The 23537-nt window shown below is 72.7% G+C and carries 27 protein-coding genes and 1 pseudogene; 14 read left to right on the top strand and 14 right to left on the bottom strand.

Features of this window, described 5'->3' with window-relative positions:
• Positions 1-283 precede the first annotated feature (283 nt).
• Entirely contained in the window at positions 284-1192 is a 909-nt protein-coding gene (locus A6A27_RS43240; RefSeq protein WP_143194072.1) for a hypothetical protein, read from the bottom strand.
• Between the two features lie 733 nt (positions 1193-1925).
• Between A6A27_RS43240 and A6A27_RS19260 the strand changes: the two are divergent.
• The 6 genes and pseudogenes from A6A27_RS19260 to A6A27_RS19235 form a co-directional block, all read left to right on the top strand.
• Positions 1926-2156: pseudogene (locus tag A6A27_RS19260) on the top strand (hypothetical protein); the annotation flags it as partial.
• 437 nt (positions 2157-2593) lie between these two features.
• Positions 2594-3394 carry a class I SAM-dependent methyltransferase gene (locus A6A27_RS19255; protein WP_073836022.1) on the top strand — a complete coding sequence of 267 codons (801 nt, stop codon included), beginning with the start codon at positions 2594-2596 and terminating at the stop codon, positions 3392-3394.
• Positions 3395-3538: 144 nt separating this feature from the next.
• The gene (locus A6A27_RS19250; RefSeq protein ID WP_073836012.1) at positions 3539-4717 is read left to right on the top strand and encodes a sensor histidine kinase; all 1179 of its coding nucleotides are present in this window, start codon (positions 3539-3541) and stop codon (positions 4715-4717) included.
• Entirely contained in the window at positions 4707-5930 is a 1224-nt protein-coding gene (locus A6A27_RS19245; protein ID WP_443189982.1) for a hypothetical protein, read from the top strand. The genes A6A27_RS19250 and A6A27_RS19245 overlap by 11 nt, the downstream gene beginning before the upstream one ends.
• Complete coding sequence (locus tag A6A27_RS19240; RefSeq protein WP_073836011.1) at positions 5900-6616, top strand: response regulator transcription factor; 717 nt, start codon at positions 5900-5902, stop codon at positions 6614-6616. The genes A6A27_RS19245 and A6A27_RS19240 overlap by 31 nt, the downstream gene beginning before the upstream one ends.
• 73 nt (positions 6617-6689) lie before the next feature.
• Entirely contained in the window at positions 6690-7433 is a 744-nt protein-coding gene (locus A6A27_RS19235) for a hypothetical protein (RefSeq protein WP_073836020.1), read from the top strand.
• 53 nt (positions 7434-7486) lie between these two features.
• On the opposite strand, the gene A6A27_RS19230 is transcribed toward A6A27_RS19235, so the two are convergent.
• Positions 7487-8236, bottom strand: a complete 750-nt coding sequence (locus A6A27_RS19230; protein ID WP_073836010.1) for a lysophospholipid acyltransferase family protein — start codon at positions 8234-8236, stop codon at positions 7487-7489.
• Between the two features lie 123 nt (positions 8237-8359).
• On the opposite strand from A6A27_RS19230, the gene A6A27_RS19225 reads away from it, so the two are divergent.
• Together A6A27_RS19225 and A6A27_RS19220 are read left to right on the top strand one after the other, a co-directional pair.
• Complete coding sequence (locus A6A27_RS19225; RefSeq protein WP_073836009.1) at positions 8360-9004, top strand: alpha/beta hydrolase; 645 nt, start codon at positions 8360-8362, stop codon at positions 9002-9004.
• An 18-nt stretch (positions 9005-9022) separates the two neighbouring features.
• Positions 9023-9415 carry a VOC family protein gene (locus A6A27_RS19220; protein WP_073836008.1) on the top strand — a complete coding sequence of 131 codons (393 nt, stop codon included), beginning with the start codon at positions 9023-9025 and terminating at the stop codon, positions 9413-9415.
• A gap of 50 nt (positions 9416-9465) precedes the next feature.
• Here A6A27_RS19220 and A6A27_RS19215 read toward each other — a convergent pair whose 3' ends face one another.
• The 7 genes from A6A27_RS19215 to A6A27_RS19185 form a co-directional block, all read right to left on the bottom strand.
• Complete coding sequence (locus tag A6A27_RS19215) at positions 9466-11529, bottom strand: amylo-alpha-1,6-glucosidase (RefSeq protein WP_073836007.1); 2064 nt, start codon at positions 11527-11529, stop codon at positions 9466-9468.
• The gene (locus tag A6A27_RS19210) at positions 11529-11951 is read right to left on the bottom strand and encodes an SCP2 sterol-binding domain-containing protein (RefSeq protein ID WP_443189981.1); all 423 of its coding nucleotides are present in this window, start codon (positions 11949-11951) and stop codon (positions 11529-11531) included. The genes A6A27_RS19215 and A6A27_RS19210 overlap by 1 nt, the downstream gene beginning before the upstream one ends.
• Before the next feature lie 114 nt (positions 11952-12065).
• Positions 12066-12482: a CBS domain-containing protein gene (locus tag A6A27_RS19205; protein ID WP_073836006.1), complete on the bottom strand. Its 417-nt coding sequence runs from the start codon at positions 12480-12482 to the stop codon at positions 12066-12068.
• 158 nt (positions 12483-12640) lie between these two features.
• The gene (locus A6A27_RS19200; protein WP_073836005.1) at positions 12641-13081 is read right to left on the bottom strand and encodes a PPOX class F420-dependent oxidoreductase; all 441 of its coding nucleotides are present in this window, start codon (positions 13079-13081) and stop codon (positions 12641-12643) included.
• A gap of 91 nt (positions 13082-13172) precedes the next feature.
• Positions 13173-14198 carry an aspartate-semialdehyde dehydrogenase gene (locus A6A27_RS19195; protein WP_073836004.1) on the bottom strand — a complete coding sequence of 342 codons (1026 nt, stop codon included), beginning with the start codon at positions 14196-14198 and terminating at the stop codon, positions 13173-13175.
• A gap of 299 nt (positions 14199-14497) precedes the next feature.
• Positions 14498-15844, bottom strand: a complete 1347-nt coding sequence (locus A6A27_RS19190) for a M16 family metallopeptidase (RefSeq protein ID WP_073836003.1) — start codon at positions 15842-15844, stop codon at positions 14498-14500.
• The gene (locus tag A6A27_RS19185) at positions 15841-17139 is read right to left on the bottom strand and encodes a M16 family metallopeptidase (RefSeq protein ID WP_073836002.1); all 1299 of its coding nucleotides are present in this window, start codon (positions 17137-17139) and stop codon (positions 15841-15843) included. Before A6A27_RS19185 ends, A6A27_RS19190 begins: the two co-directional genes overlap by 4 nt.
• Before the next feature lie 80 nt (positions 17140-17219).
• Here A6A27_RS19185 and A6A27_RS19180 point away from each other — a divergent pair, with 80 nt between their 5' ends.
• Complete coding sequence (locus A6A27_RS19180; protein WP_073836001.1) at positions 17220-17942, top strand: phosphodiesterase; 723 nt, start codon at positions 17220-17222, stop codon at positions 17940-17942.
• Here A6A27_RS19180 and A6A27_RS19175 read toward each other — a convergent pair.
• Positions 17909-18121, bottom strand: a complete 213-nt coding sequence (locus tag A6A27_RS19175; RefSeq protein ID WP_073836000.1) for a hypothetical protein — start codon at positions 18119-18121, stop codon at positions 17909-17911. The two genes, A6A27_RS19180 and A6A27_RS19175, sit on opposite strands and share 34 nt — an antisense overlap.
• Positions 18122-18591: 470 nt before the next feature.
• On the opposite strand from A6A27_RS19175, the gene A6A27_RS19170 reads away from it, so the two are divergent.
• The 3 genes from A6A27_RS19170 to A6A27_RS19160 all read left to right on the top strand — a co-directional run bounded on the left by A6A27_RS19170 (position 18592) and on the right by A6A27_RS19160 (position 20353).
• Positions 18592-19677: a 3-deoxy-7-phosphoheptulonate synthase gene (locus A6A27_RS19170; protein WP_073835999.1), complete on the top strand. Its 1086-nt coding sequence runs from the start codon at positions 18592-18594 to the stop codon at positions 19675-19677.
• A gap of 139 nt (positions 19678-19816) precedes the next feature.
• Positions 19817-20050, top strand: a complete 234-nt coding sequence (locus A6A27_RS19165; protein WP_387280214.1) for a hypothetical protein — start codon at positions 19817-19819, stop codon at positions 20048-20050.
• A gap of 96 nt (positions 20051-20146) precedes the next feature.
• On the top strand, positions 20147-20353 hold the full coding sequence (locus A6A27_RS19160; protein WP_073835997.1) for a hypothetical protein: 207 nt from the start codon (positions 20147-20149) through the stop codon (positions 20351-20353).
• 88 nt (positions 20354-20441) lie between these two features.
• On the opposite strand, the gene A6A27_RS19155 is transcribed toward A6A27_RS19160, so the two are convergent.
• Genes A6A27_RS19155 through A6A27_RS19145 form a run of 3 tightly spaced genes read right to left on the bottom strand, consistent with a single transcriptional unit; the run spans position 20442 to position 21659 of the window.
• The gene (locus A6A27_RS19155) at positions 20442-20981 is read right to left on the bottom strand and encodes a DUF1360 domain-containing protein (RefSeq protein WP_073835996.1); all 540 of its coding nucleotides are present in this window, start codon (positions 20979-20981) and stop codon (positions 20442-20444) included.
• 31 nt (positions 20982-21012) lie between these two features.
• Complete coding sequence (locus tag A6A27_RS19150) at positions 21013-21342, bottom strand: hypothetical protein (RefSeq protein WP_073835995.1); 330 nt, start codon at positions 21340-21342, stop codon at positions 21013-21015.
• Positions 21342-21659 (bottom strand): DUF6158 family protein, encoded by a 318-nt coding sequence (locus A6A27_RS19145; RefSeq protein ID WP_073835994.1) that lies wholly within the window; start codon positions 21657-21659, stop codon positions 21342-21344. Before A6A27_RS19145 ends, A6A27_RS19150 begins: the two co-directional genes overlap by 1 nt.
• 121 nt (positions 21660-21780) lie before the next feature.
• Here A6A27_RS19145 and A6A27_RS19140 point away from each other — a divergent pair, with 121 nt between their 5' ends.
• Together A6A27_RS19140 and A6A27_RS19135 are read left to right on the top strand one after the other, a co-directional pair.
• Positions 21781-22200, top strand: coding sequence for a hypothetical protein (locus A6A27_RS19140; protein ID WP_073836018.1), 420 nt, complete (start codon positions 21781-21783; stop codon positions 22198-22200).
• A 26-nt stretch (positions 22201-22226) separates the two neighbouring features.
• Positions 22227-22556, top strand: a complete 330-nt coding sequence (locus A6A27_RS19135; protein ID WP_073835993.1) for a DUF3817 domain-containing protein — start codon at positions 22227-22229, stop codon at positions 22554-22556.
• Position 22557: 1 nt separating this feature from the next.
• Here the strand turns inward: A6A27_RS19135 and A6A27_RS19130 are convergent, their stop codons facing one another.
• Complete coding sequence (locus tag A6A27_RS19130) at positions 22558-23082, bottom strand: DUF6232 family protein (RefSeq protein WP_073835992.1); 525 nt, start codon at positions 23080-23082, stop codon at positions 22558-22560.
• Positions 23083-23537 lie beyond the last annotated feature (455 nt).

The following is a 23537-nucleotide window of genomic DNA, read 5'->3' as shown; positions in this document are numbered from 1 at the left end:
CATGGACAGCCGTTAACGAAGGGCTGAGGCTAGTGCGGCGAGGATTGCGACGGCAGCAATTGCGAAGCCGAGAAGCGCGCTGGATGAGCCTGTGAGGGAAGAGTAAACCTGCTGCCGGGTTGCCTTATCGGAGGCGCTTAGCAGGACTGGCTGATCGGAAAGGTGTGACCACACAGTTAGAAGCACAGCTGCAACGGGGAAGGCGATGACGGGGACAGTCCACGGCTTGCGATCGATCCACATGCCTTTTTCTTCGGACATCATAACCTCCCGGAATCATGGCCTATCTATGGGAGCGGCGAGCCTCTAGAGCGTTGTCTAAAAGTCCGCTAGCCAGGAACTTCTTGTATGTCAGGTCGAGGGTAGTGAAGGTTTCTTCGACGTCCGGGAAGGCTGAGTTGTCGACCTGTGGGGACAGTTCGACCTGTTCATGAATTCGCTCGGTCATGAGATTGACCGTGTCAGAAGACCCGGTGATGCGACTCTTGCCCGTCACCACCAGCCGATCCAAGAATTCCTCCTCGGCTGAGGCGAGCTGGAAGAGTTCCTGCTCTAGCCCTTGATCAATATACCGATCACGTGGGCCGTTCTTGCCGAAACCCATGCGAACCGAGATGCTCGGAACCGGAGCTCCCTTGATCATTCTCCAGAGTGTTCCCACCATGGGTGGGTCCACTAGTTCTCTGTGTGGTTTCGTAAACGTGAAGTTGAATGATCGGATTTGTCCTTCGAGTGCTGCCAAGCGTTCATACATGTCGGGCCGGTATAGCTGCCTAAAGGCAGCTTGTGCTCGCAGCTTCCGGTACAGGAAATCGACAAGGCGGCTGGGGCGAGGGAGATTTACGTGGTAGTCATGCGCTAGGTATCCGTCGGGCCACATCATGATGTGGGTTACGTCCGAGACGTAGTGGCCCTCTGGCATTGGAATATTTACTGGGCTTGTGCCAGGACTCCATTGGGCCGGTCGATTCCTAGCGGGCCGCAAGGCCAAGAGTTGAAGTTTGACGGGAAGGTTTTCATTGCCGGCTTCCAGTGGAATTACGGCAGTCCCGTTGTCTTCGTCCTCTAGAACTGCGAACTTTGAGTCTTGTGCGATCTCGGCAGCCAGCAGGGCTATAGAACGCCATGGCACAAACTCGCGCTGCGCATTAACAGATTCCCAGCGGTAAAAGACGATCTTCCTGGCAACCATGCAGGCAGCGTAGATGCCCGTCGTTGATTGCGCGACTTGAGCGAGGGCCAGGCGGCTCGACGCTCAGGCTAAGTGAACCCTGAGTCCTCAAGCCCTCTTGACAGCGGGTCCGTTCAGGGATTATTAGCAGTCGGCCCAGCGATGAGTTCATGTCAAGAACCTATCGGTGGGGTACGACAGAATGGACGACCCCAGGGTTCCTGTATGCCGGCTCCGTAGGCACTTACTGCTTATGCGCGGTTTCGCAAATGGCTATGTGTCGTATTTGCGACCGAATCGCAGATAGGGAGGTTGGCTGTAGCTGACTGAGCCGCCGGGTGGGATCGCTAGCGAAAAGCGATCCCACCCCTGCGAGTCGGCTCCTCGCTGCTCCGCTCCTCCGCCTGACGTGAGCCCGGTGTGAGCCCGGACGCCTGTGGACTGGCCGCTACAGGCAATTACTGACCGACAGCCATAGGGGCGTTTACCTGGATAGGTAGACACCCTTATGGACTGTCAGTCACCCGCGATCATGATTGGGATTCAACTTCTAATCCCAAGGCCGCAGGTTCGAATCCTGCCGGGCGCACCACCGTCATCCCAGGTCAACGGTCTGTCGGTCCCGGCCCGCTCGGTCACCACGGCCCCCGTAACGCCAAGTCAGCCGAAGAGCTGCAGCGCAGCCTCGTCCACCGCGGCTCGCTCGATCCGGCAGGACATGGCGTAGGTGTTCATGGTCAGCCCCACAGCTTCCCTGAAGTTGCTGATCGCGTTCGCCGTCGCCGCTGTGCTGGCCACGATCTACGTTGCCATCGTGGCGGTAGCAACCGACGTACCCATCGTCGGCGCATTGTTGGCATGCCTGGGCGGCGTAGTCGCCGTGCTTGGCCTCACTGCGGTCCACGTCGGCGTCGCCCACGGCCTGCTGAAAGCCAGTTCGATCTGGCGGCGTTTCCGGCCGCCGGCACCTGCGGTCCGCACCTAGCCCGCAAGAGGCCAGCCGACGGCGCGGGAGAGGTTGAGATGTGGGAAGTGGCGGTGACGCCGATCCTGGGAGCCGCCGTAGACCCGGAATCGGGAGTGGGTGAGGCGGCGGCCACAGGACGGGCCGCCGCCTCGCCGCGCCGGCTTCGGCGCGGATCGCGACCCGGCGGTCGACCCAGGGGGGCGGGTCGGCCGAGCGGGCCGCGGTGTCGACGCCGGGCAGGCGAAGGGGGGTGTGGCCGGCCCGGCGTCATGGATCAGATGAATCTCATGCGATCGTTCCGTGTCCTCAGCGCCGACTACCGGCCGAATGTCACACCGTCACCGATGGGCACCACGACGGGACGGACGGCGACGGGCGACAGCCCCCGGCGTAAGCGGCATCGCGTCACCCGGAAACCGGATGACCTGTTCGACACCGTCGTCCACCATCGACGGATGCCGCAGCATCGCCCGGCCGAGGCGGACATCCAGCGCTACTACACCGAGGTCTTCGCCGAGGCGGAGCGGTTGGACCGTACGCCGCAAGGACGCCTGGAGGCGAGGCGGACCCGGGAGCTGCTGACCCGCCTGCTCCCACCGCCACCGGCCGCCGTGCTCGACATGGGCGGCGGCCCCGGCACGTACGCGGGCTGGCTCGCGGCGGCCGGTCACCGGGTGCACCTGGTCGACCTGGTGCCGGCGCACGTGGCCGCCGCGCGGGCGGCGTACCCGGAGCTCACGGCGACCGTGGGCGACGCCCGCGACCTGCCGTTGCCCGACGACGCGGCCGACGTGACGCTGCTGCTCGGCCCGCTCTATCACTTGACCGAGCGCGCGGACCGGGTGGCCGCGCTGCGCGAGGCGGCGCGGCTCACCCGGCCCGGTGGGCCGGTCGTCGCGGCGGTGATCAGCCGCAACGCGGCCCTGATCGACCTGACCGCGCAGGGGCGGGCGGACGAACGCACCCGATCGCGCCTGCTCGGGGCGTACGCCACCGGGGTGAACGACCCGGAGACGGGCTTCACCACCGCCTACTTCCACCGGCCGGAACAGGTGGTGGACGAGTTCAGGGCGGCCGGGCTGCCGACCCCCCAGCTGTACGGCGTGGAGGGTCCACTCTGGCCGCTGCTGAACGCAATGGACACCGGCCCGGCGGACGCGCTCTTCGCCGACGCGATGGCCTGCGCGGAGACGTTCGAGCGCGATCCGGCGGTGCTCGGCGCCAGCGCGCACCTGCTGGCGGTCGCACCCGCCTGACCACGTGGCGAGGTCCTCCGCCGCACCACCCAGGCGACGCGCCACGTACGGAGGGTGACCAGTTGCCGTTTTGCATGTTATTCTCCGGCGTCGATCTAGGCCGCCCGGACCCGACCGGGTCGCTGCCGGAAGGACACCCTCCCCATGCCGGTCGTTGCCGCCACGACCTCGCCACCGAGCCCGCTGGACCGGCCGGCCGGCGGTGCGTTCACCGTCGTCTTCACCACCCTGCCGGCGCTGCTCCGGCTGAGCTGTGGCCTGGTCTGCGCGGTGGTGGCCCTGGCGGTCCGCACCCCGCCGGTCCGGGTGGCGCTGCTGGTACCGGCGGTCGCCGTGCTGACCGGCTGGTCCGTCTGGTACGCCGTCCGCGCGCTGCGGCACCGGATCACCGCCGGGCTGGTGGCCGGCGATGTCGCGCTCTCGGCGGCGGCCGGGCTGGCGATCCCGTGGCTGGTGGCGCCGGAGGTGCTGCCCGGCGAGGTGAGCTGGGTCGCGGTGCTGGCCAGCACCACCGTGATCAACGCGCAGGTCACCGCCCCGGCCCGCTGGTCGGTTCCGGCCAGTCTGCTGGTCACCGCCGGCTACGCGGCCGGCGCGACCGCGGCGGACAACCCGGTGGAGGCGCAGGCACACGCGACCACTTTGCTGGTGCAGACCGGCCTCACGGCGGTGCTGATCGCGGTGGTGCGGCGCCGGATCGGGCGCGCCGACGCCGCCTTCGCCGACTACCAGCGGCTGGCCCGGGAGGCGGTGATGGCGCGTTCCACGCGCGAGGCTGAGCGGCGACAGAACCGGGACCTGCACGACACCGCCCTCGCCACGCTGACCATGGTGGGGCTCGGCGCGGTTTCCGGCCCGTCGGCCGCGCTGCGCGAGCGGTGCGCGGCGGACCTGCGTACCCTCGCCGCCCTGGCGGACGCGCGGTCGGCGCCGCCGGCCGGCGTGGTGGCGCTGGACGACCGGCTGCGGGCGGTCGTCGCCCGGCTGCCCGAGTTGCCGCTGTCCGCGGCGCTGGCCCCGTGCGCGGTGCCGCCGGAGGTCGCCGAGGCCCTCGCCGACAGCGCCGCCGCCGCGCTGGCCAACGTGGTCCGGCACGCGCCCGGCGCGTCCGCCGCGCTGCGGCTGGCCCGGGACGGCGGCACCGTCGTGGTCGAGGTGACCGACGACGGTCCGGGCTTCGATCCGGCCACGGTCCCGGCCCACCGGTACGGGCTGCGCGAGTCGGTCCACGGTCGCATGGCGACCGTCGGCGGGCGCGCCGAGGTGACCTCCGGCCCTGGTGCGGGCACCCGGATCCGACTGGAGTGGACCGGTGAGCACTGACCTCGACGCGCGCGCGGTCGGGCCGGTCCACCGTCTCGCGCCGATCCCGGCCACGGGCGCTCCGGCCCCAACCGATGCCGCGGGAGCGGCGATCGCGGTGGCGGATGCCTCCGACCGGGCCGCCCGGATCGCGGCGGTCACCATCGCGCTCGCCTGGCACCTGGCGATCGACCTGCCGGCGCTGCCCGGCGTCGGGTCCTCACCCGCCGCCTCGGCCGTGGTCGCCGCCGGCTGGCTGGTGACCGCGGCGGTCGGCGTGGTGGCCGGCGTACGCCTGCTGCGCGGTGGCCTGCCGCCCGCCCGGCGGCTGGCGGCGGTGTTGCTGGTGGTCGACGCGGCGGTCTTCGCGGCGGTCGGCGGCGGGCAGTTGTTCGCCGCGGCGAACTGGGTGTGGGGCGGCCTGGTCTGGTTCTTCCCGCTGGTGCTCTGGCGACGGCCGGTCCGGTGGCTGCTGGCGCTGCTCGGCGCGCACGCGGTGATCGCCCTCGCCGCGCTGCTCGCTTCCGGCGCCACCGCCCCGGCCGACCTGGCTCGCTACGCGATGTACGTCTACGGCGTGTCGTCGCTGCCCGTCGCGGTCTTCGTCGGCGGCGTCGCGCTCGCCGCCCTGGCCCAGGCCAGGGCCGGCACGGCCACGGCGGCGCTGGCGGTCGAGGCGGAACGGGTGGCGGCGGAACGGGTCCAGGCGGAACGGCGAGCGCGGCTGGCCCTGGCCAGCGGCACCGCCGAGGAGGTGCTGGCCGCCCTCGCCGCCGGCGACGCCGACCCGGCCGACCCGGAGGTGCGCCGCCGCTGCGTGCTGGCCGCGGCCCGACTGCGCCGGCTGATCGCCGAGTCGGACGACGTGCCCGACCCGCTGCTGCACGAGCTGCGCGCCGCCGCCGACCTGGCCGAACGGAACGGCCTGTCGATCGAGCTGGTCGCCGTCGGCGTCCCGCCGGAGTTGCCCGTCGAGGTACGCCGGCGGTTGGCCGACCCGCTCACCGCGGCGCTCGCCGACGCCCGGGACTGGGCCCGGCTTACCGTGGTGACCGGCCCGGACGAGGTGGTGGTCAGCCTGGTCACGCCCGACCACGACGGGCCCGACGCGAGCGGGCCGCCAGGCCCGACCGGTCCGCGGGAGGCGGACGGGGACGAGAACGGGCCGGTGGAACACGTGCACGAGCGGGACGGGGAGATCAGATGGACGCAGACCCGGTGGCGGCGGACGTGACCGGCGGGCGGCCCATCGGCGTGGCCATCGTGGACGACCACCCGGTGGTGATCGACGGGGTACGCGCCTGGCTGGCCAGCGAGCCGCGGCTGCGCGTACTGGCCACCGGGGACGACCCGGACGCGGTGCTGCGGGCCGCCCCGGAGGCCGAGGTGGTGCTGCTCGACCTGCGGCTGCACGGACGGATGGCGTTCGACAAGCTCGCCGAGCTGAGCGCCGCCGGCCGGCGGGTGGTGGTCTACTCCCAGCACACCGACCCGGACACCATGCTCGCCGCGCTGGACGCGGGGGCGGTCGCGTTCCTGGCCAAGCACGAGGGGCGCGAGCACTGCGTGGCGACCGTGCTGGCCGCGGCGAGCGACCGCCCGTACGTGCCGCCGGCGCTGGCCGGGGCCATGGTGGGCGATCCCCGGCCGGACCGGCCGGCCCTGTCGGACAAGGAGCGCGAGGCCCTGCTGCTGTGGTTCCAGTCGATGTCGAAGGCGTCGGTGGCCCGCCGGATGCGGATCAGCGAGCACACCGTGAAGCAGTACGTGGATCGGGCGCGGATCAAGTACACCCGGGCGGGCCGGCCGGCCGCCACGAAGGCGGCGCTGCTCGCCCGGGCGATCGAGGACGGCCTCGTCCGGCCGGAAGAGATCGGCACCTACCGGTCACAGGCGTCCACCGACCGGCCGACCCCCTAACGGCTGTCATGACAGCCACCACGGTGTGGGCCAGGCTCGACGTACCGCCAACCGTCCCCGGGAGGTTGTGACCGTGCAGGAGGACGCCGCACCGTTCTTCATCGGACCACACCGCTTCGACGCGGATGGGGACTCCGCCCGTCCCACGCTCGACCGGCGGTACGCGCTGGTCCCCGAGCCGGGCGAGCAACTGCTCGGGCAGCACCTACTGCGGATCGCCGGGCATCTGCTCGGTCCCACCGAGAACGCGCCCGCCTGGCACCTGCCCGCGCCGGCGACGGTCACCGTGACGGACCGGCGCCTCTCGTATGTCTGCACCGGCTCCGAACTGGCCCTGGTCTCGGGGCGGACCGGCCGGACAGGTGCCCGGCACCGGCGTCCGCTCCGGCTGTCCCGTCTGGTCAGTGGCCAGATCCGCTGGCAGTGGCCGTCCCGGCTGGAGCTGGCCGAGGGCCCGGACGACGAGGTCGAGTTGCTGTTGGTCTGCGACGCGCTGCGCACCATCCGGCAGCCGGCCCTCGCGCTGGCCGGCCCGGACGCCCTGATCGTCGCGCTGGCTCGCCAGGTACGCCGCGCGGTGGCCGCGTTCCGCCTGGTGCACCCCGAGCTGGTGGACCTCTCCCCGCCGGAACGGGACACCCTGCTGACCCGAGTGGGTGGCGCGCCCGGCCCGGCCCGGGGCTCGCTGACCCTGCCCGGTTCGCTGCCGGTGGAGTTTCTGTCCCGGGAGGACTACTACCGGCCGGCGGCGACCGAGGCGGCGGGTTGGCCCCGGGCGGCCTCCCCGGCCCGGGTGGGGCCGGGTTCCGCCTGCTGACCCTCAGGTCAGCGCGGGCCGGTCGGGGCGGACCCGGGCCCCGCAGCCGGCGGTCAGGGGGTGGCAGCGCGAGGGCCTCGGCGGTCCAGCGCGGCGGCCTCCTCGGGCGTGGGGGCGGCGCCGCCGAGGTGGGCGGGCTGCCACCAGGCGTCGTCGGGGCCGGCGGGCTGCTCCGGGTACTCCCGCTGGGCCCGATCCACCAGCGCGCTGAGCCGGTTCCTCAGCTCGGCCGTCATCGTGGCGGCGTCCGGGTAGCCGGCCGGGTCCATGGGCTCACCCACCAGGATGCTGATCGGGGTGTGCCGGCGGGTGAGGGTGCGTGGGCGGCCCTTGGTCCACAGCCGCTGGGTGCCCCAGAGTGCGACCGGCAGCAGCGGCACGGCGGCCTGCTGGGCCATCCGGGCGGCCCCGCTCTTGAGGTCCTTGACGGTGAAGGAGCGGCTGATGGTCGCCTCCGGGAAGACGCCGACCACCTCGCCGCGCCGCAGCGCGGACACCGCGGTCTGGTACGACCCGGCGCCGGCCGCCCGGTTGACCGGGATGTGCTTCATGCCCCGCATGAGCGGCCCGGAGACCTTGTGCCGGAAGACCGAGTCCTTGGCCATGAACCGGACCAGGCGGCGGGAGTCGCGCGCGCCGTACCCGCAGAAGATGAAGTCCAGGTAGCTGACGTGATTGCTGGCCAGCACCGCCCCGCCGGTGGGCGGCACGTGGTGGCTGCCCTCCACCCGTAGGCGCAGGTCGAGGACCCGGAACATCGTCTTGGCGGCGGCGATCACGGGCGGGTACACGAGCTCCGGCATCCGCCGACTTTACCCCGAGTAGGTTACGCAACCGTAGGAACAGATCGGGCGGTCGGATCTGCGGGCTCTGCCCTGGGCAGAGCCGGGTCGCGGGCCGGCCCCGGGAGGGGCCAGCATGGCGGGATGACCGAACGCGGAGTGCTGCTCTGGATCCACGGTGGCGGCTGGCGGGCCCGGTACCACGAGGACGGCGCGGCCCTGGCCCCGCTCGGGCTCCGGGTGGTCGCGGCGACCTACCGGTTCGTGGCCGAGGCGCACTGGCCGGCCCAGCTCGCCGACGTCCGCGCGGCGGCCCGGGCCGCCCGGGCTGCGGCGGACGGGCTGCCGCTGCTGGTCGGAGGCGACTCGGCCGGCGGGATGCTCGCCCTGCACCTCGCCCTGCGGGGAGTGGACCGGCCGGGCGACGTCGCGGCGGGGCTGGCGTACTGGGCGCCGGTCAACCCGCTGGACCCGCAGTGGCGGCGGCAGCGATCCGACGACCCGTGGGCCGACCTGCTCGGCCACCCGCCCGCCGCGGGCGACCCGGCCACCGTCGACGCCACGGTCGCGTCCCACCTCGGGTCCGGCGTACCGGTGCTGCTGGTGCAGGGGCGCGCGGACGCGTCGGTGCCGGCCGCGCAGTCGGTGGCGCTGGCCGGGCAACTGCTCGCCGCCGGGCACCCGGTGCACAGCTGGATCACCCACGGCGGGCACGCCCTCGACCTGGCGCGTCCGGACATCCAGGCGGTCACCACCGCGTTCCTGGACACCGTCCTGCCGCCCGCCTGACCCGACTACCGTCAGGGCATGCCCGACCTCGCCGCGATCGTCATCCACTGCCGCGACCCGTACCTGCTCGCCCCATTCTGGAGCGCGGTCACCGGACTGCCCGTGGTCGAGGAGGACTGGGTGAAGCTCGCCGATCGGGCGCTCGCGCCGACCGAGGCGGTGCTGCTGCGCGACCCGTCCGGGCACCGGCCGGACATCTGGATCAGCCCCGCCGACGACCTGCCGGCCCGCGGCCGGATCCACCTCGACTTGGCCGGCGACGCGGAGGAGCGGGCCGCGGTGCTGGAGGCGGGGGCGACGGTGGTCCGCGAGCTGCCCCGGTGGACCGTGCTGGCCGACCCGGAGGGGAACGAGTTCTGCCTGCTGCCCCGCACCCAGGCGCACGCCGATCCGCTGGTGCCCGGCCACTGAGCACGCGGCGGCGCCGCCGACCCGGTGGTCGGCGGCGCCCCACGGTCGCGTTACTGGGCGGCCAGCTGGTGCAGATCGACCCGGCCCCGGGCGAAGGCATCCACCTTCCCCCACCGGCCCGGGATGTCCAGCACCTCGATCCGCCCCATGCCGACCGGCAGCCGCGGGTCCACCGCCAGGTGCCCCTCGTGCGGCTCCAGCCCGAGCATCGTCCGGATCAGCAACAGCGGGGTCCCGGTCGACCAGGCCTGCGGGCTGCACGCCGTCGGATACTCCACGGGGAACTTGGTCAGGTCCCGCGGATAGCCGCCGAACGCCTCCGGCAGCCGGCCGTCGAAGTACCGCGCCGCTTCGAGGATGCCGTTGGCGATGACGGCGGCCTCGTCGGCGAAGCCGTACCGGCGCAGACCCCAGGCGATGAACGAGTTGTCGAACGGCCAGATCGTGCCGTTGTGGTAGCCGATCGGGTTGTAGCGGACCTCGCCCTCGGCCAGGGTGCGCACCCCCCAGCCGGAGAAGAGCCGCGGCCCGAGCAGGTGGTCGGCGATCTTCCTCGCCCGGTCCGGCTCGACGATGCCGCTCCACAGCAGGTGCCCGATGTTGGAGCTGAGCACCGCGCAGTGCCGGCCGTCCGGGTCCAGCCCGAGGGCGTAGTACTCGCCGTCCGCCACCCACCAGTCCCGGTTGAACCGCTCCCTGAGCTCCGCCGCCTCCCGCTCCAACTGGTCGGCGTACGCCGGGTCGTCCCAGAACTCCCGGGCCAGCCGGGCGGCCCGCATCTTCGCGTCGTACGCGTATCCCTGCACCTCGCAGGTGGCCCGCGGGAACGGCGGCAGCGTGCCGTCCCGGTAGGAGATGGAGTCCCACGAGTCCTTCCAGCACTGGTTCTCCAGGCCGGTGTCGGTGTTGCGCCGCTCGTACCAGATGTAGCCGTTGCCCACCAGGTCGGCGTAGGCGTCGACCCACTTCAGCGCCGCCCGGCACTCCCGTTCCAGCTCCTTGACCAGCGCCACGTCGCCGGTCCACTTCTCGTACTCGTCGAGCAGCACCACGAACAGCGGCGTCGCGTCCACCGAACCGTAGTAGGGCGAGTGCGGCTGCTCCTCGAAGGCGGCCGTCTCGCCGTAGCGCATCTCGTGCAGGATCCGGCCCGGGTCCTCGTCCCGGAAGTCGTCGAACCGGGTGCCCTGCAACGCCCCGAGGATCCGCAGCGTGGTCTTGGACAGGTCCGGCGCGAACGGCAGCACCTGGAGGCAGGTCAGGATGCTGTCCCGGCCGAACATGGTCATAAACCAGGGCAGGCCGGCGGCCGGCAGCGTCTGCCCACCGAGCGACAACGGCGAGAAGCGCAGCGCCGCCAGGTCGATCAGACTGCGCCGGTACGTCGAGCAGACCTCGCGGTGCTCGCTGTTCACCTTCGGTGCGTTGGCGATCCACTGCTCGAGGTCCTGCTGCAGGGCCAGCCGCTCGACGCCGTGCGTCCGCAGCCCCATTCGCAGGTCCCGACCGCCCGGGCCGATCGCGAAGGTCTGTACGTCGATGCCGGTGTCCCACTGCTCGTTCGGTTCCAGGTGGACAGTGAAGGCGAGGCCGTTCCGGTCGTAGCGGGCTGGCTGGGATGACTGGATCACCGTTTCCCGCTTGAAGTTGCCCCGCCGGTAGCCCAGCCTGAGCCGGTCCGACTCGGCCTCGGCGTAGATCTCGCCCTTCTTGTTCAGGATCTCGTCTTTGACCTGGAACAGGTCGGCGAAGTCCGACGCGGCGTCGATCCGGATCTCCAGGTCGACCGGTTTCTCGTCGTGGTTGAGGATGGTCAGCGTCTCCCGGAAGCTGCCGCCCACCGCCCGCTCCCGGATGATCGACAACTTCGCGTCGATGTAGTGCGTGGCCATGCCCGGCACCAGGAAGAACCGGGCCTCGTAGTACTGGAGGTCGTCGTACGACAGCGCGTTGAGCCGCTCGCCGTTGACGGTCAGCACCCACTTGGAGAGGAAACGGGTGTCGATGGCGAAGAGGCCGGTCGGCTCGCTCGGCGTCGCCTCGATGTCGCCGGTGTCCTCGGACACCACGAACGTGTTGCCGTCCAGGATCCGGACGGTGTCCGTGCCCGCCATCAGGAAGCCCCCCTCTGGAACGCGTGATGCGGCCCGCGAGAGTTCGGCGGGCCGGGAAAGATCCGTTCGACCTGCAACACCAGCCGCAGGTCGCCCAGCACGGTCATGTCGCCGCGCAGCAGCGCCGCGATGACGTTCTCCCGGCCACTCACCAACTCGCCGAAGAGTCGCGGCGCGGTCCCCACGACCGTGTTCGCCTCCTGGTCCTCCTGCCGGACCCGGAGGTTGCCCCGGTCGATGTGCAGCAGCCAGTGTGTCGTGTGCGCCCCCTCGTGCAGGTCGAAGCGCAGGGTGCCGCTGGTCTTCGCCAGCAGGGGTTCGTACCCCCGCCGGTCCAGGTCCTCGAAGAACTTCGTGGTCGCGTCCACCAGTTCACTCCTCCCGCGGTCCGCGGCGTGCGACGTCCGAGAAGGGGTGCCCATCGGGTACGGGGTCAATCTCGCCCGGTTCGGGTGAGCCGCCGACATGGCGCGTGGGCGGAACGCGCGAACGCCGGCACCCGGGAACCGGGGGCCGGCGTCGCCACGGCGGACGGGTCAGTTGTTCGGTTCGTCGGCGCTGATGTCGGCGAGCACCGACTGCGGCTCCCGCTCGACGGCGAGGTCACCCATCGACACCAGTCCGATCAGCCGGCCGTCGTCGACCACCGGCAGCCGCCGGACGGCGTATGTGCGCATCAGGTCCGCGGCCGCCACCGCGTCGTCGTACTGGCTCACCGTCACCACGTCCTTGCTGGTGATCTGGTTGAGCCTGGTCGTGGCGGGGTCCATGTTCTCGGCGACGCCCCGGACCGTGATGTCCCGGTCCGTGACGATGCCTACCACGCGGTCACCATCGGTCACCACCACGTCGCCGATGGCGCTGTCACGCATCTCCTGCGCCGCCGCGGTCAGGGTGTCGTCGCCGTCCATCGTCACCAACCGGGTCGTCATGAACTCTCCGACCGTTGTCATGGTGCTCCCCTCTCGGTGTCGGCACCGCGGTCTACCCGCCGCCACGGGCCGAGTAACGCGCCCTGTTCGGTGGTGGTGGGTCGTGGCAGCCGGTCCTGGACCGGCCGAAGGATGCCGGGCCGGGGGCGACGGGAGGCCAGGGGCGCGGCGACGCGTGGTCAGGCGCGCGGGGGCGCGCCGTAGACCCGCTCGACGTGCAGCCGCAGCACGAGGCGGCGCTCGGCGACCATGGCGCGCCGGAAGTCGTCCCAGTCCGGGTGTTCGCCCTGCACCGCCCGGTACAGCCCGACCAGTTCCTCGACGGTGGGATCGTCCGGCCGCTGGGCCACCGGGGTCAGCTCGGCCCGCGCCTCCGCCACCGCGTACGCCCAGCCGTCCGCGCTGCTGACCTGGAAGCTGGCCCGGGGGTCCCGACGCAGGTTGGCGGTCTTCGCCCGGTCGTCGGTCACCGAGATCCGGATCACGTCCTGCACCCGGTCGAAGGAGTGGACCACGTTGGACAGCTGGGGCCGGCCGTCCCGCTTGATGGTGGCGAGCACCCCGATCCGGCGGCTCGCGATGAGATCGGTCAGGGCCTGCTGGGTCTGCTCGTCCGCCATGGGGGCCTCCCGGGTCGACTGGTCGCGCGGTCGACCCCCATCTCACCGCATTCCCGGCCGGCGTGCCCGACGCACGGCCGGGCCCGCCGGCTCAGCGCCGCTCGGCGGCGACCAGCTCGGCGAGCTGTACGGCGTTGAGTGCGGCGCCCTTGCGCAGGTTGTCGTTGGAGCAGAAGAGTGCCAGCCCGTGCTCGACGGTCTCGTCGGCCCGGATCCGCCCGACGTACGTCGGGTCCTGGCCGGCCGCCTGCAGCGGGGTGGGCACGTCCGACAGGGCCACCCCCGGCGCGTCGTCGAGCAGCTCCCGGGCGCGGGCCGGCGTGATCGGCCGGGCGAAGCGGGCGTTGATCTGGAGCGAGTGTCCGGTGAAGACCGGAACCCGGACGCAGGTGCCGGAGACCTTCAGCCCCGGGATCTCCAGGATCCTGCGGCTCTCGTTGCGCAGCTTCTGCTCCTCGTCGGTCTCGAAGGAGCCGTCATCGACGATCGACCCGGCCAGCGGGAGCACGTTGAAGGCGATCGGGCGGGCGAACGAGCGCGGCGCGGGGAACTCGACGGCCGCACCGTCGAAGGTGAGCCCGGCGGCGTCCTCGGCCACCTTGCGGACCTGCTCGTCCAGCTCCGCCACGCCGGCCAGGCCGGCGCCGGAGACCGCCTGGTACGTCGCCACGACCAGGCTGACCAGCTCGGCCGCCTGGTGTAGCGGGCGCAGCACCGGCATGGCGGCCATGGTGGTGCAGTTCGGGTTGGCCACGATGCCCTTCGGCCGGTCGGCGATGGCGTGCGGGTTGACTTCGGCGACCACCAGCGGCACCTCGGGGTCCATCCGGAACGCCGAGGAGTTGTCGATGACGACCGCGCCGGCGTCGGCGACCCGGGGGGCCAGCTCGCGGGCGGTGCCCTTGCCCGCCGAGAAGAGCACGATGTCCAGCCCCCGGTAGTCCGCGGCGGCCGCGTCCTCGACGGTGACCTCGCCGTCCCGCCAGGGCAGGGTCCGCCCGGCCGACCGCGCCGAGGCGAACAACCGCACCTGCTCCGCCGGGAACTCGCGCTCCGCCAGCACCTGCCGCATCACGCCACCGACTTGGCCGGTGGCCCCCACAATGCCGATCCTCATGCCCGCGAGGCTACCCAGCCGGGCGGCCGGACCGGGAAGGCTTTCCCACCGCGCGGGCCGGCGGCCGGCCCCGCCCTCGCCGGACGGCAGCCGCCAGGAGCTGCAACGACGGCGCTCCAGGACCGCTCGTCCCGGAAGATCACCCGCCGTCGGCCCGCCTGGCCGGAGCATCCGCGCCCCCGCCCGCCCGGGGTTGGCGGCCGGACGCGACCGGAATCACACCCCCGCCCGGCCCGGGAGATCCTGGTAGCGGAAGTCCGCCGCGTACCAGGATCTCGGCCGGGCCGCGCGACGGGCGGTCAGGGGGTGTGGTCGACGACCTCGCCGAGCCCGGTGGCGACCAACTCGTCCCGGATGATCGCCGCGTCGCCCTCCACGACCAGGGTGAGCGAATCCGGGTGCAGGTGCGCCGAGGCCGCCGCGGACACCTGCTCCACGTCGGCGGCGAGCAGCGACTCGCGCAGCCGGGCGTGGTAGTCGTCCGGCAGGTCGTGCACCACCAGGGTGGTCAGCGCCGAGGCGATGGCCCGCGGGGTCTGCAGCTCGACCGAGAGCTGGCCGGCCCGCCAGAAGCGGGCCACCGCGAGCTCGTCCTCGGTCACTCCTTCCGACCGGGTCCGCGACACCTCGCCGACCGCCTCGACCAGCGCTGGCGCGGTCACCGCGGTCTGCACCCCGGAACTGATCGCGAACCGGCCGAACCGGCGGGACGAGGCGAAGTCGCCCCGGATGCCATAGGTGTAGCCGTGCACCTCGCGCAGCAGATGGTTCAGCCGGGAGGTGAAGGCCCCGCCCAGCACCGTGCCGGCGAGCGACATCGGCACGTGGTCCGGGTGGGCCCGGTGCGGGGACGGGTGCCCGAGGCGGAGCGTGGACTGCACCGAGCCGGGGCGGTCGACCAGGATGATCCGCCGCCGGTCGTGCCGCGGCACCTCGACCGGGCCGCCCTTCTCCACCGGGCCGCCCCCGGCGCCCGCGAACGCCGTCGCGCCCAGCGCGTCCAGGTCGATCCGGTCCAGGTCACCGGCGATGACCAGGGTGCCCGGGCGGATGAACCACTCGGAGTGGAAGACGGTCACGTCGTCCACGTCCAGTGCGGCCACGCTGACCGGGTCGCCGTACATCGGGCGACCCCAGCGGTTGTCCGTGCCGAAGATGTCGCCGCGCAGCACCGCGTCCGCCCGGGGGCCGGGGTTGGCCCAGTCCATCCGCAGCGCGGTCGCCTCGTCGTCGCGGACCCGCAGCACGTCGGCCGGGTCGAGCTTCGGCGTCCGGACCGCCTCGGCGAGCAGTTCCACGGCGGCGCTCAGCCGATCGACCGGCACCTGCACGCTGACCTGGAAGGAGTCCCAGTCCAGCGCGGTCACCAGTTCGGTGCCGAGCGCCTCGACGGCCAGCGCGTACGCGGTGGCGTCCCGCTGCGCGGTACCCTCCTCCAGGGCCTTGGCGAGCACCGCGCCCAGCCCCTCCTTGCCGACCGGCTCCCGGCCGGCGCCGGCGTCGAGGAGCAGCAGGGCGACCGCGAGGCTCTGCCCGGGCAGGTGCGCGGCGACGACCTGCCCGCCGGCGACGGCCCGGCGCACCACCTGCGGGAACCGGTACGGGCGGGCGGCGCCCGGCCCGGGACGTTCGGTGATCAGCGTCATGCGGTCTTCTCCTCCGGCACGTAGCACAGGGTCACCCGGTCGTGTTCGGTACGGAGCAGCTCGGCGGCCTGTTCGGCGATCTGCTCGGCGGTGACGGCGAGCCACCCCGGCAGCCGCTCGCCGGCCTTCGCCGGGTCGCCGAACTGGGTGGCGTACCGGCCCAGCGTGTCCGCCCGGCCCTCCACCGTGGACATCTGCCGCCACCACATGGTGCTCAGCAGCGCCTTGGCCCGGTCCAGCTCGGCGGCGGTCACCGGCACCGTCGACAGCTCGTCGACCACCTCCGCCAGCCCGTCGCGCAGCCGCTCGACGGTGACCCCGGGGCGGGCGGTGGCGGTGGCGATCAGCGGGGCGGGAGCGTGGGCCAGGTCCACCCCGTACGCCCCGACCAGATCCGGCTGGGCGATCCGCTCCCCGTCGGCGAGGCGCTGGTAGAGCCGGCTGCCCCGGCCGCTGCCGAGGACGGTGGCGAGCACCGTGGCGACGTCGTAGCCGGGGGTGCCGAACGGCTGGGTGCGGTGCGCCACGTAGACCCGGGGAGCGGGGACGTCGGCGGTGACCGTCTCCACGGCCGGCCGCCCGGCCGTCGGCACGGTGCGTCCGTCCGGCGCGGCGGGGATGTCGGCGCGCGGCGGGATGGCGCCGAAGTACTTGTCGGCCAGCGCGAACACCTCGGCCGCCGTGGTGTCGCCGACCACGGTGAGCACGGCGTTGTTCGGCGCGTAGTAGGTCTCGTGGAACGCCTGGAAGGTGGGCAGGCCGGCGGCGTTGAGGTCGGCCATCGACCCGATCGTGGCGTGGTGGTACGGGTGCCCCGGCGGGTAGAGCAGCGGCAGCAGGCGCAGCCACGCGTCGCCGTACGGGACGTTCTCGTACCGCTGGCGGCGCTCGTTCTTGACCACCTCGCGCTGGTTGTCCAGCGTCTCCTGGGTCAGCGCCGGCACCAGGCCGCCCATCCGGTCGGCCTCCAGCCAGAGCGCCAGCTCGAGGTGCTCGGCCGGGACCGTCTCGAAGTAGTTGGTCCGGTCCGGGTTGGTGGTGGCGTTCAGCGAACCGCCGGACCCCTGGATGAGCTTCATGTGCTCGGTCTTCGCCACGTTCACCGAGCCCTCGAACATCAGGTGCTCGAAGAGGTGGGCGAAGCCGGTCTGGCCCGCCGGCTCATGCCGGGAGCCCACGTCGTACCAGAGGTTCACGGCGATCGCGGGTGCGGTGCGGTCCTCGCTCACCACCACGCGCAGGCCGTTGTCCAGTCGGGTCGTCTCGATCGGCCAGGGGTAACCGCTGTCGGGCATGGCACGACGCTATCCGATCTCGCGGGCGGAAAGGGGACGGGCGGGAGCATCCTCGCCGCGCGGCGGGGTATCCCCGGGGTATGCCCGACCCCGCATCCACCGCCGCCGAACGTGCCGCCGCGGCGCTGGCCCGCCGCCGGCGGGCCCGGCTGCTGCATCCCGTCGGCCGCACCTTTTCCGCCGAGGTGATGATCTGGGGTACGCCCGGTCCGCCGACCGGGGTCCCGCTCTTCGACCGGCCCGGACGGTGGCGGGGCACGGTCCGGCTGTCGAAGGGGGTCGCCACGCCGGGGAGCTGGCCGGACGTACTGGGGCTGGGCGTGCGGCTGCACCGGGACCCGGAATCGCCGGTGGATCTGCTGATGAGTTCCAGCGCCGCCCCGCCGGTGCTGCGCCAGCTGCCGCTGCCCCGGCGGCGCTTCACCGGGACGTACAGCTCGATCATGCCCTTCCGGGCCGGCCGGTGCCGGCTCCTGGTGGCCGCGCTGGCCGACCCGGACTCGCCGGAGCTGGGCCGCAGCCTCGCCGAGGTCTCGTCGGCGGTGGGCCCGGACGCGCCACGGCTGGTGCTGGCGGTGGCCTCGACGGTCGGGCCATGGCGGCCGTTCGGGCAGGTCTGCCTCGACGGCCAGCACGGCGCCCGGGAGGACGCCGCGCTGGCCTTCGATCCGATCGGCAACCCGCCGGCGGGCCTGCGGGCGGAGGGGCTGCTCGCCTGGCTTCGCGACACCACCTACCGCGGCTCCCGCCGGGCCCGGGCCGCGTCCCCTCAGTCCGGAGGCTCGCTCGGGGTCACGGTCTGATCCGACATCCGGCGCTCCAGGGTGGCGTCCTGGGCGACGTTCCGATCCTCCCGGATGTCCGATTCGGCGAGGATCGCGTCGGCCTGGGCCTCGGGGTCCTCGCTGCCCACCGCCGCCTCCTCCGGCAGGAGGTGGGCGCGGGACTCGATCCGCTCCTGGTCGCTCTGCTGGTGGCTCATGCCATCCCCATACCCCGCGGGTGCGCACCGGAACGGGCAACGCACCTCGTTCGGGCGCACTGGGTGCCGCCGTCGTCGGCCAGGTAGTGCGGTTCCGGTTCCGCTTTCCCAGGATTCGGTACGCCGAGGAAATCGTTCCGTCGCGTCGCCGCGTGGCGCTGATGGCCCCGCCGGGCGCTTGTCGCGCCCTCGGCGCCACCGTTGGCAGCATAGATGAAGTTGAACGCGGGGCGGGGCCCTGCCGACGATGGAGTGAGCCCAGCCCGTCGCGTCGGGTACGCTGGCTGGCGTGACGCGGTCGTATCGATGGTTTAGGCAGCCGGCTGGAGGAGCCGGTGACTCAACCATGATCTGACGTCACTCCTCTTCGAGCCGGCCGGGCAGGGATCATTCCCTGCCCTTTCGCGTACGAGCAGCCGGCTCGACCCCGGGCGCCGGCCCCGGGCACGGTCGGCGGAAGGAACCCCACCGTGCCGACCCAGGACGCCCATCGGGTCATCGACCAGCGGATCGACCGCGTCGTACCACTGACCACCCCGGCCCTGCTGCACCACCACCTGCCCCTGGACGCGACGCTCGCGGAGGCCGTGGTCACCGGCCGACGCGCCGTCGGCCGGGTGCTGGACCGTGCCGACGACCGGCTCCTGGTCGTGGTCGGCCCGTGCTCGGTGCACGACCCCGCCGCCGCCCTCGAGTACGCGGGCCGGCTGCGCGAGGCCGCCGACCGGCTCGCCGACGACCTGCTGGTGGTGATGCGGGTCTACTTCGAGAAGCCGCGCTCGACGGTGGGCTGGAAGGGCCTGATCAACGACCCGGGGCTGGACGGCTCGGGCGACGTGAACACCGGCCTGCGTACGGCCCGGTCGCTCCTGCTCGACGTGCTGCGGCTCGGGCTGCCGGTGGGTTGCGAGTTCCTCGACCCGATCACGCCGCAGTACATCGCCGACACGGTGGCCTGGGGAGCGATCGGCGCCCGGACGGTGGAGAGCCAGGTGCACCGGCAGCTCGCCTCCGGCCTGTCCATGCCGATCGGCATGAAGAACCGCCCCGACGGCAGCATCTCGACCGCCGTGGACGCGATCCGGGCGGCCGGCGTGCCGCACGTCTTCCCCGGCATCGACGTCTCCGGCACCCCGGCGATCATGCACACCCGGGGCAACGCCGACGGCCACCTGGTGCTGCGCGGCGGGGGCGGGCGGCCCAACTACGACGCGGAGTCGGTGGCCGGCGCGCTCGACCTGCTCCGCACCGCCGGCCTGCCCGAACGAGTGGTGATCGACGCCAGCCACGCCAACAGCGGCAAGGACCATCGCCGGCAGCCGCTCGTCGCCGCCGACGTGGCCGCCCAGCTGGCCGGCGGCCAGCGCGGCATCGTCGGCATCATGCTGGAGAGCTTCCTCCAGCCGGGCCGCCAGGACCTGGACCCCACGCGGGAGCTGGAGTACGGGAAGTCCGTCACCGACGCCTGCATCGGCTGGGACACCACCGCGCAGGTCCTCACCGACCTGGCCCAGGCCGTCCGCACCCGCCGCGCCACCCTCCCCACCCCGGCCTGACCTCCCCTGTCAACCCATCTGTTGATCATGAGGTTGGCGGCGCGGTCAGCGAGATCCACATCGCCGCCAACCTCATGATCAACGAGGAGCCGGGGCAGCGCCGCGACCGGCGACGTTTGACCGATTCGGGCCGGGGTAGCTGACCGGGGTGACCGACGACGCGCCCGTGACCGAACAGCCGGACACCCGGCAGCTCGACGAACTGCTCGACGACATCTACCACGGCCAGGAGCGGATCACCCAGGCGGACATCTACCGCCGGGCGGTCGCCGCCGAACTCCCCGCGGAACTGCTCACCCGGATCGCCGCACTCCCACAGGGCGAGTACGCGATCGACGAGGTGACCGACCTGCTGGGCGGGACCGTCGCCTGAACGGCCGGCCGGGTGGACGCCGCGCCGACCGGCCGGAGCGGGCCCTGACGGCGCCCACCCGGAGACCGCCGGCGGCACGACGGAGAGGACAGTGGGATGACCGACCGGGACGAGGGGCGCCAACCCGAGGCGCTCGGCCAGCCGCCGACGGCGGTGCCCCCCGACGCTGATCCGGAGTTCGCGGAGGAGCACGAGGAAACCGCGGTGGACGAGGACATCATCACCGGCGAGGACGGGGGCCGACGCGAGCCCGAGTCGTCGCGTGGCTGGGCCGGCGAGAACCACGGCACCAACCCCACCTGAGCCCACGGACGAGGGGCGGGCGCGCCCTCGTCCGCCCCTCGTCTCGACAAACTCCGGTTCGGCGCAGCGATCCAGGAGCCGTTGCGACTCACTTCCCGCGTTGCCCACCCGCGGCCGCCTGCTGGGCGACCGCGTACCCCATCTGGAGGAAGTCGGAGGCGGCCACCGCGGTCAGCGCGGTGGCGACCAGCCGGGTCAGCCGGGGCGCCAGCACCAGCCCGCCGGTCAGCCCGGTGGCGACCCAGACCGCCAGGCAGAACGGGCAGCTCAGCAATTCCCCGACCGCGTGCCGGGTGGCACTGCCCTGGTCCCGCACCTGCTCCATCACCTCGCCACTGCCGATCGGGTGGTCGTAGCGCGTGAACGGAGCACGCAGCGGGCTGGTGATCGCGTCCTTGGAGAGCAGCCGGCTGAGCTTGTGGGTCGCGACGGAGAGCAGCACCACGTCTGCCGGCGAGGGCCGCTCCGGCACCGGCCGCCCGGTCGCCCGGACCAGGCCGACCAGCGACGCGGTGACCGCCGCGTACGTGCCCATCGCCACCAGGTAGCCGCCCAGCGGTCGGTGCTCGTGCGGCGCGTACGCCTGGCGCAGGCGCGCCACCTTGTGCTTCAGGCCACTCCGGGACACCCGGCCTCCTCGTTCTCGTGGCACGGCCGGCTCAGCCGGCGGTCAGGTTGTCATCCACCTCGCGGGCCAGGTTGGCCAGCGTCTCCTCGGCCAGCGCCGGGACGTCCCCGCCGGCCAGGTCCAGCCGGACCCGGGCACCCCCGGCGTCGGCCGGCTCCACCCAGATCTCCGCCGACCAGTCGGGCGCGGAGTCGCTGTACCAGGTGGCTCGCATCTCCTCGACGCTGACCACCTCCGGACGGCGCCCGCCGTCCTGCCGCAGCGGCTCGGGCAGCCACGCCGCCGCCCGGTCTGGGTCGATGGCCGTGTTGAAGACCACCTCGGGCGGCGCGGACATCCCCCGCTCGACGTGCGCCGCCATCAGGCCCCCCGGAGCCGGCTCGGGTCGACCTCCCGCCCCGGGTGCCGGGCGAGGTATTCCGTCTCCAGCTCGGCGGTGCGACGCAGGTGGTTGGCGAGCGCGGAGTCGGTGGCGTGCCGCAGGGTGTCCAGCCGGGTCCGGTGCAGGCTCTGCATCTCCCGGATCAGGTCCTCGTCGCCCAGCTCGGCGGGGTCCACCCCGAGCAGCTCGCCGTCGACGTCGCCCAGCACGGTATCGGTCCGGGCGTGGTCGCCGTCCCACTCGGGCATCCGCTGCTCCGGGCTGGCGTCGCCGGGCCGGCGTACTGATTCGGTCATTGTCGCCCCCTCGTCTCGTTCGGGCTGGCGTCTAGACGGATGCCCACCCGGGATGCCACCAAACCCCGCCACCTACGACACCGCGTCGGAGACGGCCGCCGGCCCCGGTACGCTCAAAGGCATGAAGCGGCTCCGGACACCGGCGTGGATCGCCCGCCACGTGGCCATGGTCGTGCTGGTCGTGGGCTTCCTCGGGCTCGGCTGGTGGCAGGTCACCCGGGCCGCCGAGGGCAACACGCTGAGCTTCGGGTACGCGATCGAGTGGCCGGTCTTCGCCGGCTTCGTGGTCTTCCTCTGGTGGCGTGAGGTGCGGCACGCGCTGCGGGGCCCGCGTGAGCCGGGGCCCACTCCGGCGCCGCCGGCGGCCGCCGGGCCCGAGCCGGCCCCCACCACCCCGGTGGTACGCCGACCGGTGCGGGTCAGCCGGGTGCCGGCCACCCCGGCCGGGGCGGTCGAGGACGGCGACCTCGCCGCGTACAACCGCTATCTGTCATGGTTGAACGCCAACCCGGGCGCGCGGCCCGGCGACTATCCCGGCTGATGGCCGGTTCGGAAGGACGGACGACGGTGGGCGGAGCGCTTACCCGGTACCGCGTGATCGCCTGGATCGTGGGCGTCGCGCTGGCGGTGCTGGTCCTGATCGGCATGCCGCTGAAGTACGGCTTCGACAAGCCGACCGTGGTGGCCGTGGTCGGCACCGCGCACGGCTGGCTGTACATGCTCTACCTGGCCGCGACGTTCGACCTGTCGCGCCGGGCCGAATGGCCGCTGAAGCGGATGCTGCTGGTGATGCTCGCCGGCACGGTGCCGTTCGTCTCGTTCTACGCCGAGCGCCGGGTGAGCCACTGGCTGTCGGCCGGCGACCGGCCCCGCACCCCGGAGCCGGTCGCCGGCTGAGTCACCGGCTGGGCCGCCACGGGTCGGCGGAGGCCAGCGGGTCCGCCCAGCCGGAACCGTGGCGTACCCCCTCCCGGGCCCGGTTCAGGGCCCGGGTGACCTGGCCGAACTGCCGCTCGTCGTCGCTGCTGAACAGCAGCACCTCGGCGCCCCGGTGCAGCCCCCACAGCTCGTACGCCGGGGGCCGCCAGCGGTCGCCGACCAGGATCAGCACCAGCGGCAGCAGACCCACCGCGCCCAGCGCCAGGTACGCGGCCGCGGTGAGTCGTTGCAGCCCGCCGGTGAAGCCGAGCAGCACCCCGACCCCGCCGATCAGCGCGGCGGTGACCACGACCGCCCGGAGGGCCAGCCGGTCGTGCGGCCCGCGGGTGGTCCAGAGCTGGGTCAGTTCCGCGACCCGCCAGCTGTTGCGGCCGACAGTGAAGCGTTCGGCGGTGACGACGATGCCCGGCCGGGCATAGAGCAGGGTCGGGGTGGTCGCCTGCGGCGACCGGGGCGGGCGGGTGGTGGAGCCATCGCTCTGCACGGCGTCCTCCAGGGGTCGCGCGCCGGGTTCTCCGCGCCAGCCCTGACCAGTGCCGATGCCGCTGACAGGATTCCCGGCTCCGCGCTTCATTGTGTTGGGGGCGCGCCACCCCGGCCCGGCGTTTCTCCTGGTCCCCGGGGCCGCCCCGGCGGAGATTCCGCCCGGTAACAGAAGCCATTTGGGGCTATGTCGTGACTTCACGACCCGTTGCCTGGCGACATCCGCCGAGAACGACGAATGGGGCGAGCCTCACGATGCGGCCATCGGGCGCGACGGCCGCCACGTCCAGGTCGCAAAACGGGCACAAAGCGTCACCATCACCAGCATCACTTCCTGACACTTTGCCAACATTCGCCCCTACTTCAACTGCCGGGCACTCCCGTCACGGGTTAGGTTGGGCAGGCCGGTCCGGTCGACCGCCATCCACCTGGATGGCCCCGGGCCGGTGTCGCCGG

This window comes from Micromonospora sp. CB01531 (genome assembly GCF_001905095.1).
Classification (GTDB): domain Bacteria; phylum Actinomycetota; class Actinomycetes; order Mycobacteriales; family Micromonosporaceae; genus Micromonospora.
Note: the sequence above shows the minus strand (reverse complement) of the source record. Positions and strands in the feature narration are given on the sequence as shown.

Coding starts and splice junctions, on each gene's coding strand:
- A6A27_RS43240 (WP_143194072.1), bottom strand. CDS start 1,192: ATGGTTGCCAGGAAGATCGTCTTTTACCGCTGGGAATCTGTTAATGCG.
- A6A27_RS19255 (WP_073836022.1), top strand. CDS start 2,594: ATGCCGCAGCATCGCCCGGCCGAGGCGGACATCCAGCGCTACTACACC.
- A6A27_RS19250 (WP_073836012.1), top strand. CDS start 3,539: ATGCCGGTCGTTGCCGCCACGACCTCGCCACCGAGCCCGCTGGACCGG.
- A6A27_RS19240 (WP_073836011.1), top strand. CDS start 5,900: ATGGACGCAGACCCGGTGGCGGCGGACGTGACCGGCGGGCGGCCCATC.
- A6A27_RS19230 (WP_073836010.1), bottom strand. CDS start 8,236: ATGCCGGAGCTCGTGTACCCGCCCGTGATCGCCGCCGCCAAGACGATG.
- A6A27_RS19225 (WP_073836009.1), top strand. CDS start 8,360: ATGACCGAACGCGGAGTGCTGCTCTGGATCCACGGTGGCGGCTGGCGG.
- A6A27_RS19220 (WP_073836008.1), top strand. CDS start 9,023: ATGCCCGACCTCGCCGCGATCGTCATCCACTGCCGCGACCCGTACCTG.
- A6A27_RS19215 (WP_073836007.1), bottom strand. CDS start 11,529: ATGGCGGGCACGGACACCGTCCGGATCCTGGACGGCAACACGTTCGTG.
- A6A27_RS19210 (WP_443189981.1), bottom strand. CDS start 11,951: ATGGGCACCCCTTCTCGGACGTCGCACGCCGCGGACCGCGGGAGGAGT.
- A6A27_RS19205 (WP_073836006.1), bottom strand. CDS start 12,482: ATGACAACGGTCGGAGAGTTCATGACGACCCGGTTGGTGACGATGGAC.
- A6A27_RS19200 (WP_073836005.1), bottom strand. CDS start 13,081: ATGGCGGACGAGCAGACCCAGCAGGCCCTGACCGATCTCATCGCGAGC.
- A6A27_RS19195 (WP_073836004.1), bottom strand. CDS start 14,198: ATGAGGATCGGCATTGTGGGGGCCACCGGCCAAGTCGGTGGCGTGATG.
- A6A27_RS19190 (WP_073836003.1), bottom strand. CDS start 15,844: ATGACGCTGATCACCGAACGTCCCGGGCCGGGCGCCGCCCGCCCGTAC.
- A6A27_RS19185 (WP_073836002.1), bottom strand. CDS start 17,139: ATGCCCGACAGCGGTTACCCCTGGCCGATCGAGACGACCCGACTGGAC.
- A6A27_RS19180 (WP_073836001.1), top strand. CDS start 17,220: ATGCCCGACCCCGCATCCACCGCCGCCGAACGTGCCGCCGCGGCGCTG.
- A6A27_RS19175 (WP_073836000.1), bottom strand. CDS start 18,121: ATGAGCCACCAGCAGAGCGACCAGGAGCGGATCGAGTCCCGCGCCCAC.
- A6A27_RS19160 (WP_073835997.1), top strand. CDS start 20,147: ATGACCGACCGGGACGAGGGGCGCCAACCCGAGGCGCTCGGCCAGCCG.
- A6A27_RS19150 (WP_073835995.1), bottom strand. CDS start 21,342: ATGGCGGCGCACGTCGAGCGGGGGATGTCCGCGCCGCCCGAGGTGGTC.
- A6A27_RS19145 (WP_073835994.1), bottom strand. CDS start 21,659: ATGACCGAATCAGTACGCCGGCCCGGCGACGCCAGCCCGGAGCAGCGG.
- A6A27_RS19140 (WP_073836018.1), top strand. CDS start 21,781: ATGAAGCGGCTCCGGACACCGGCGTGGATCGCCCGCCACGTGGCCATG.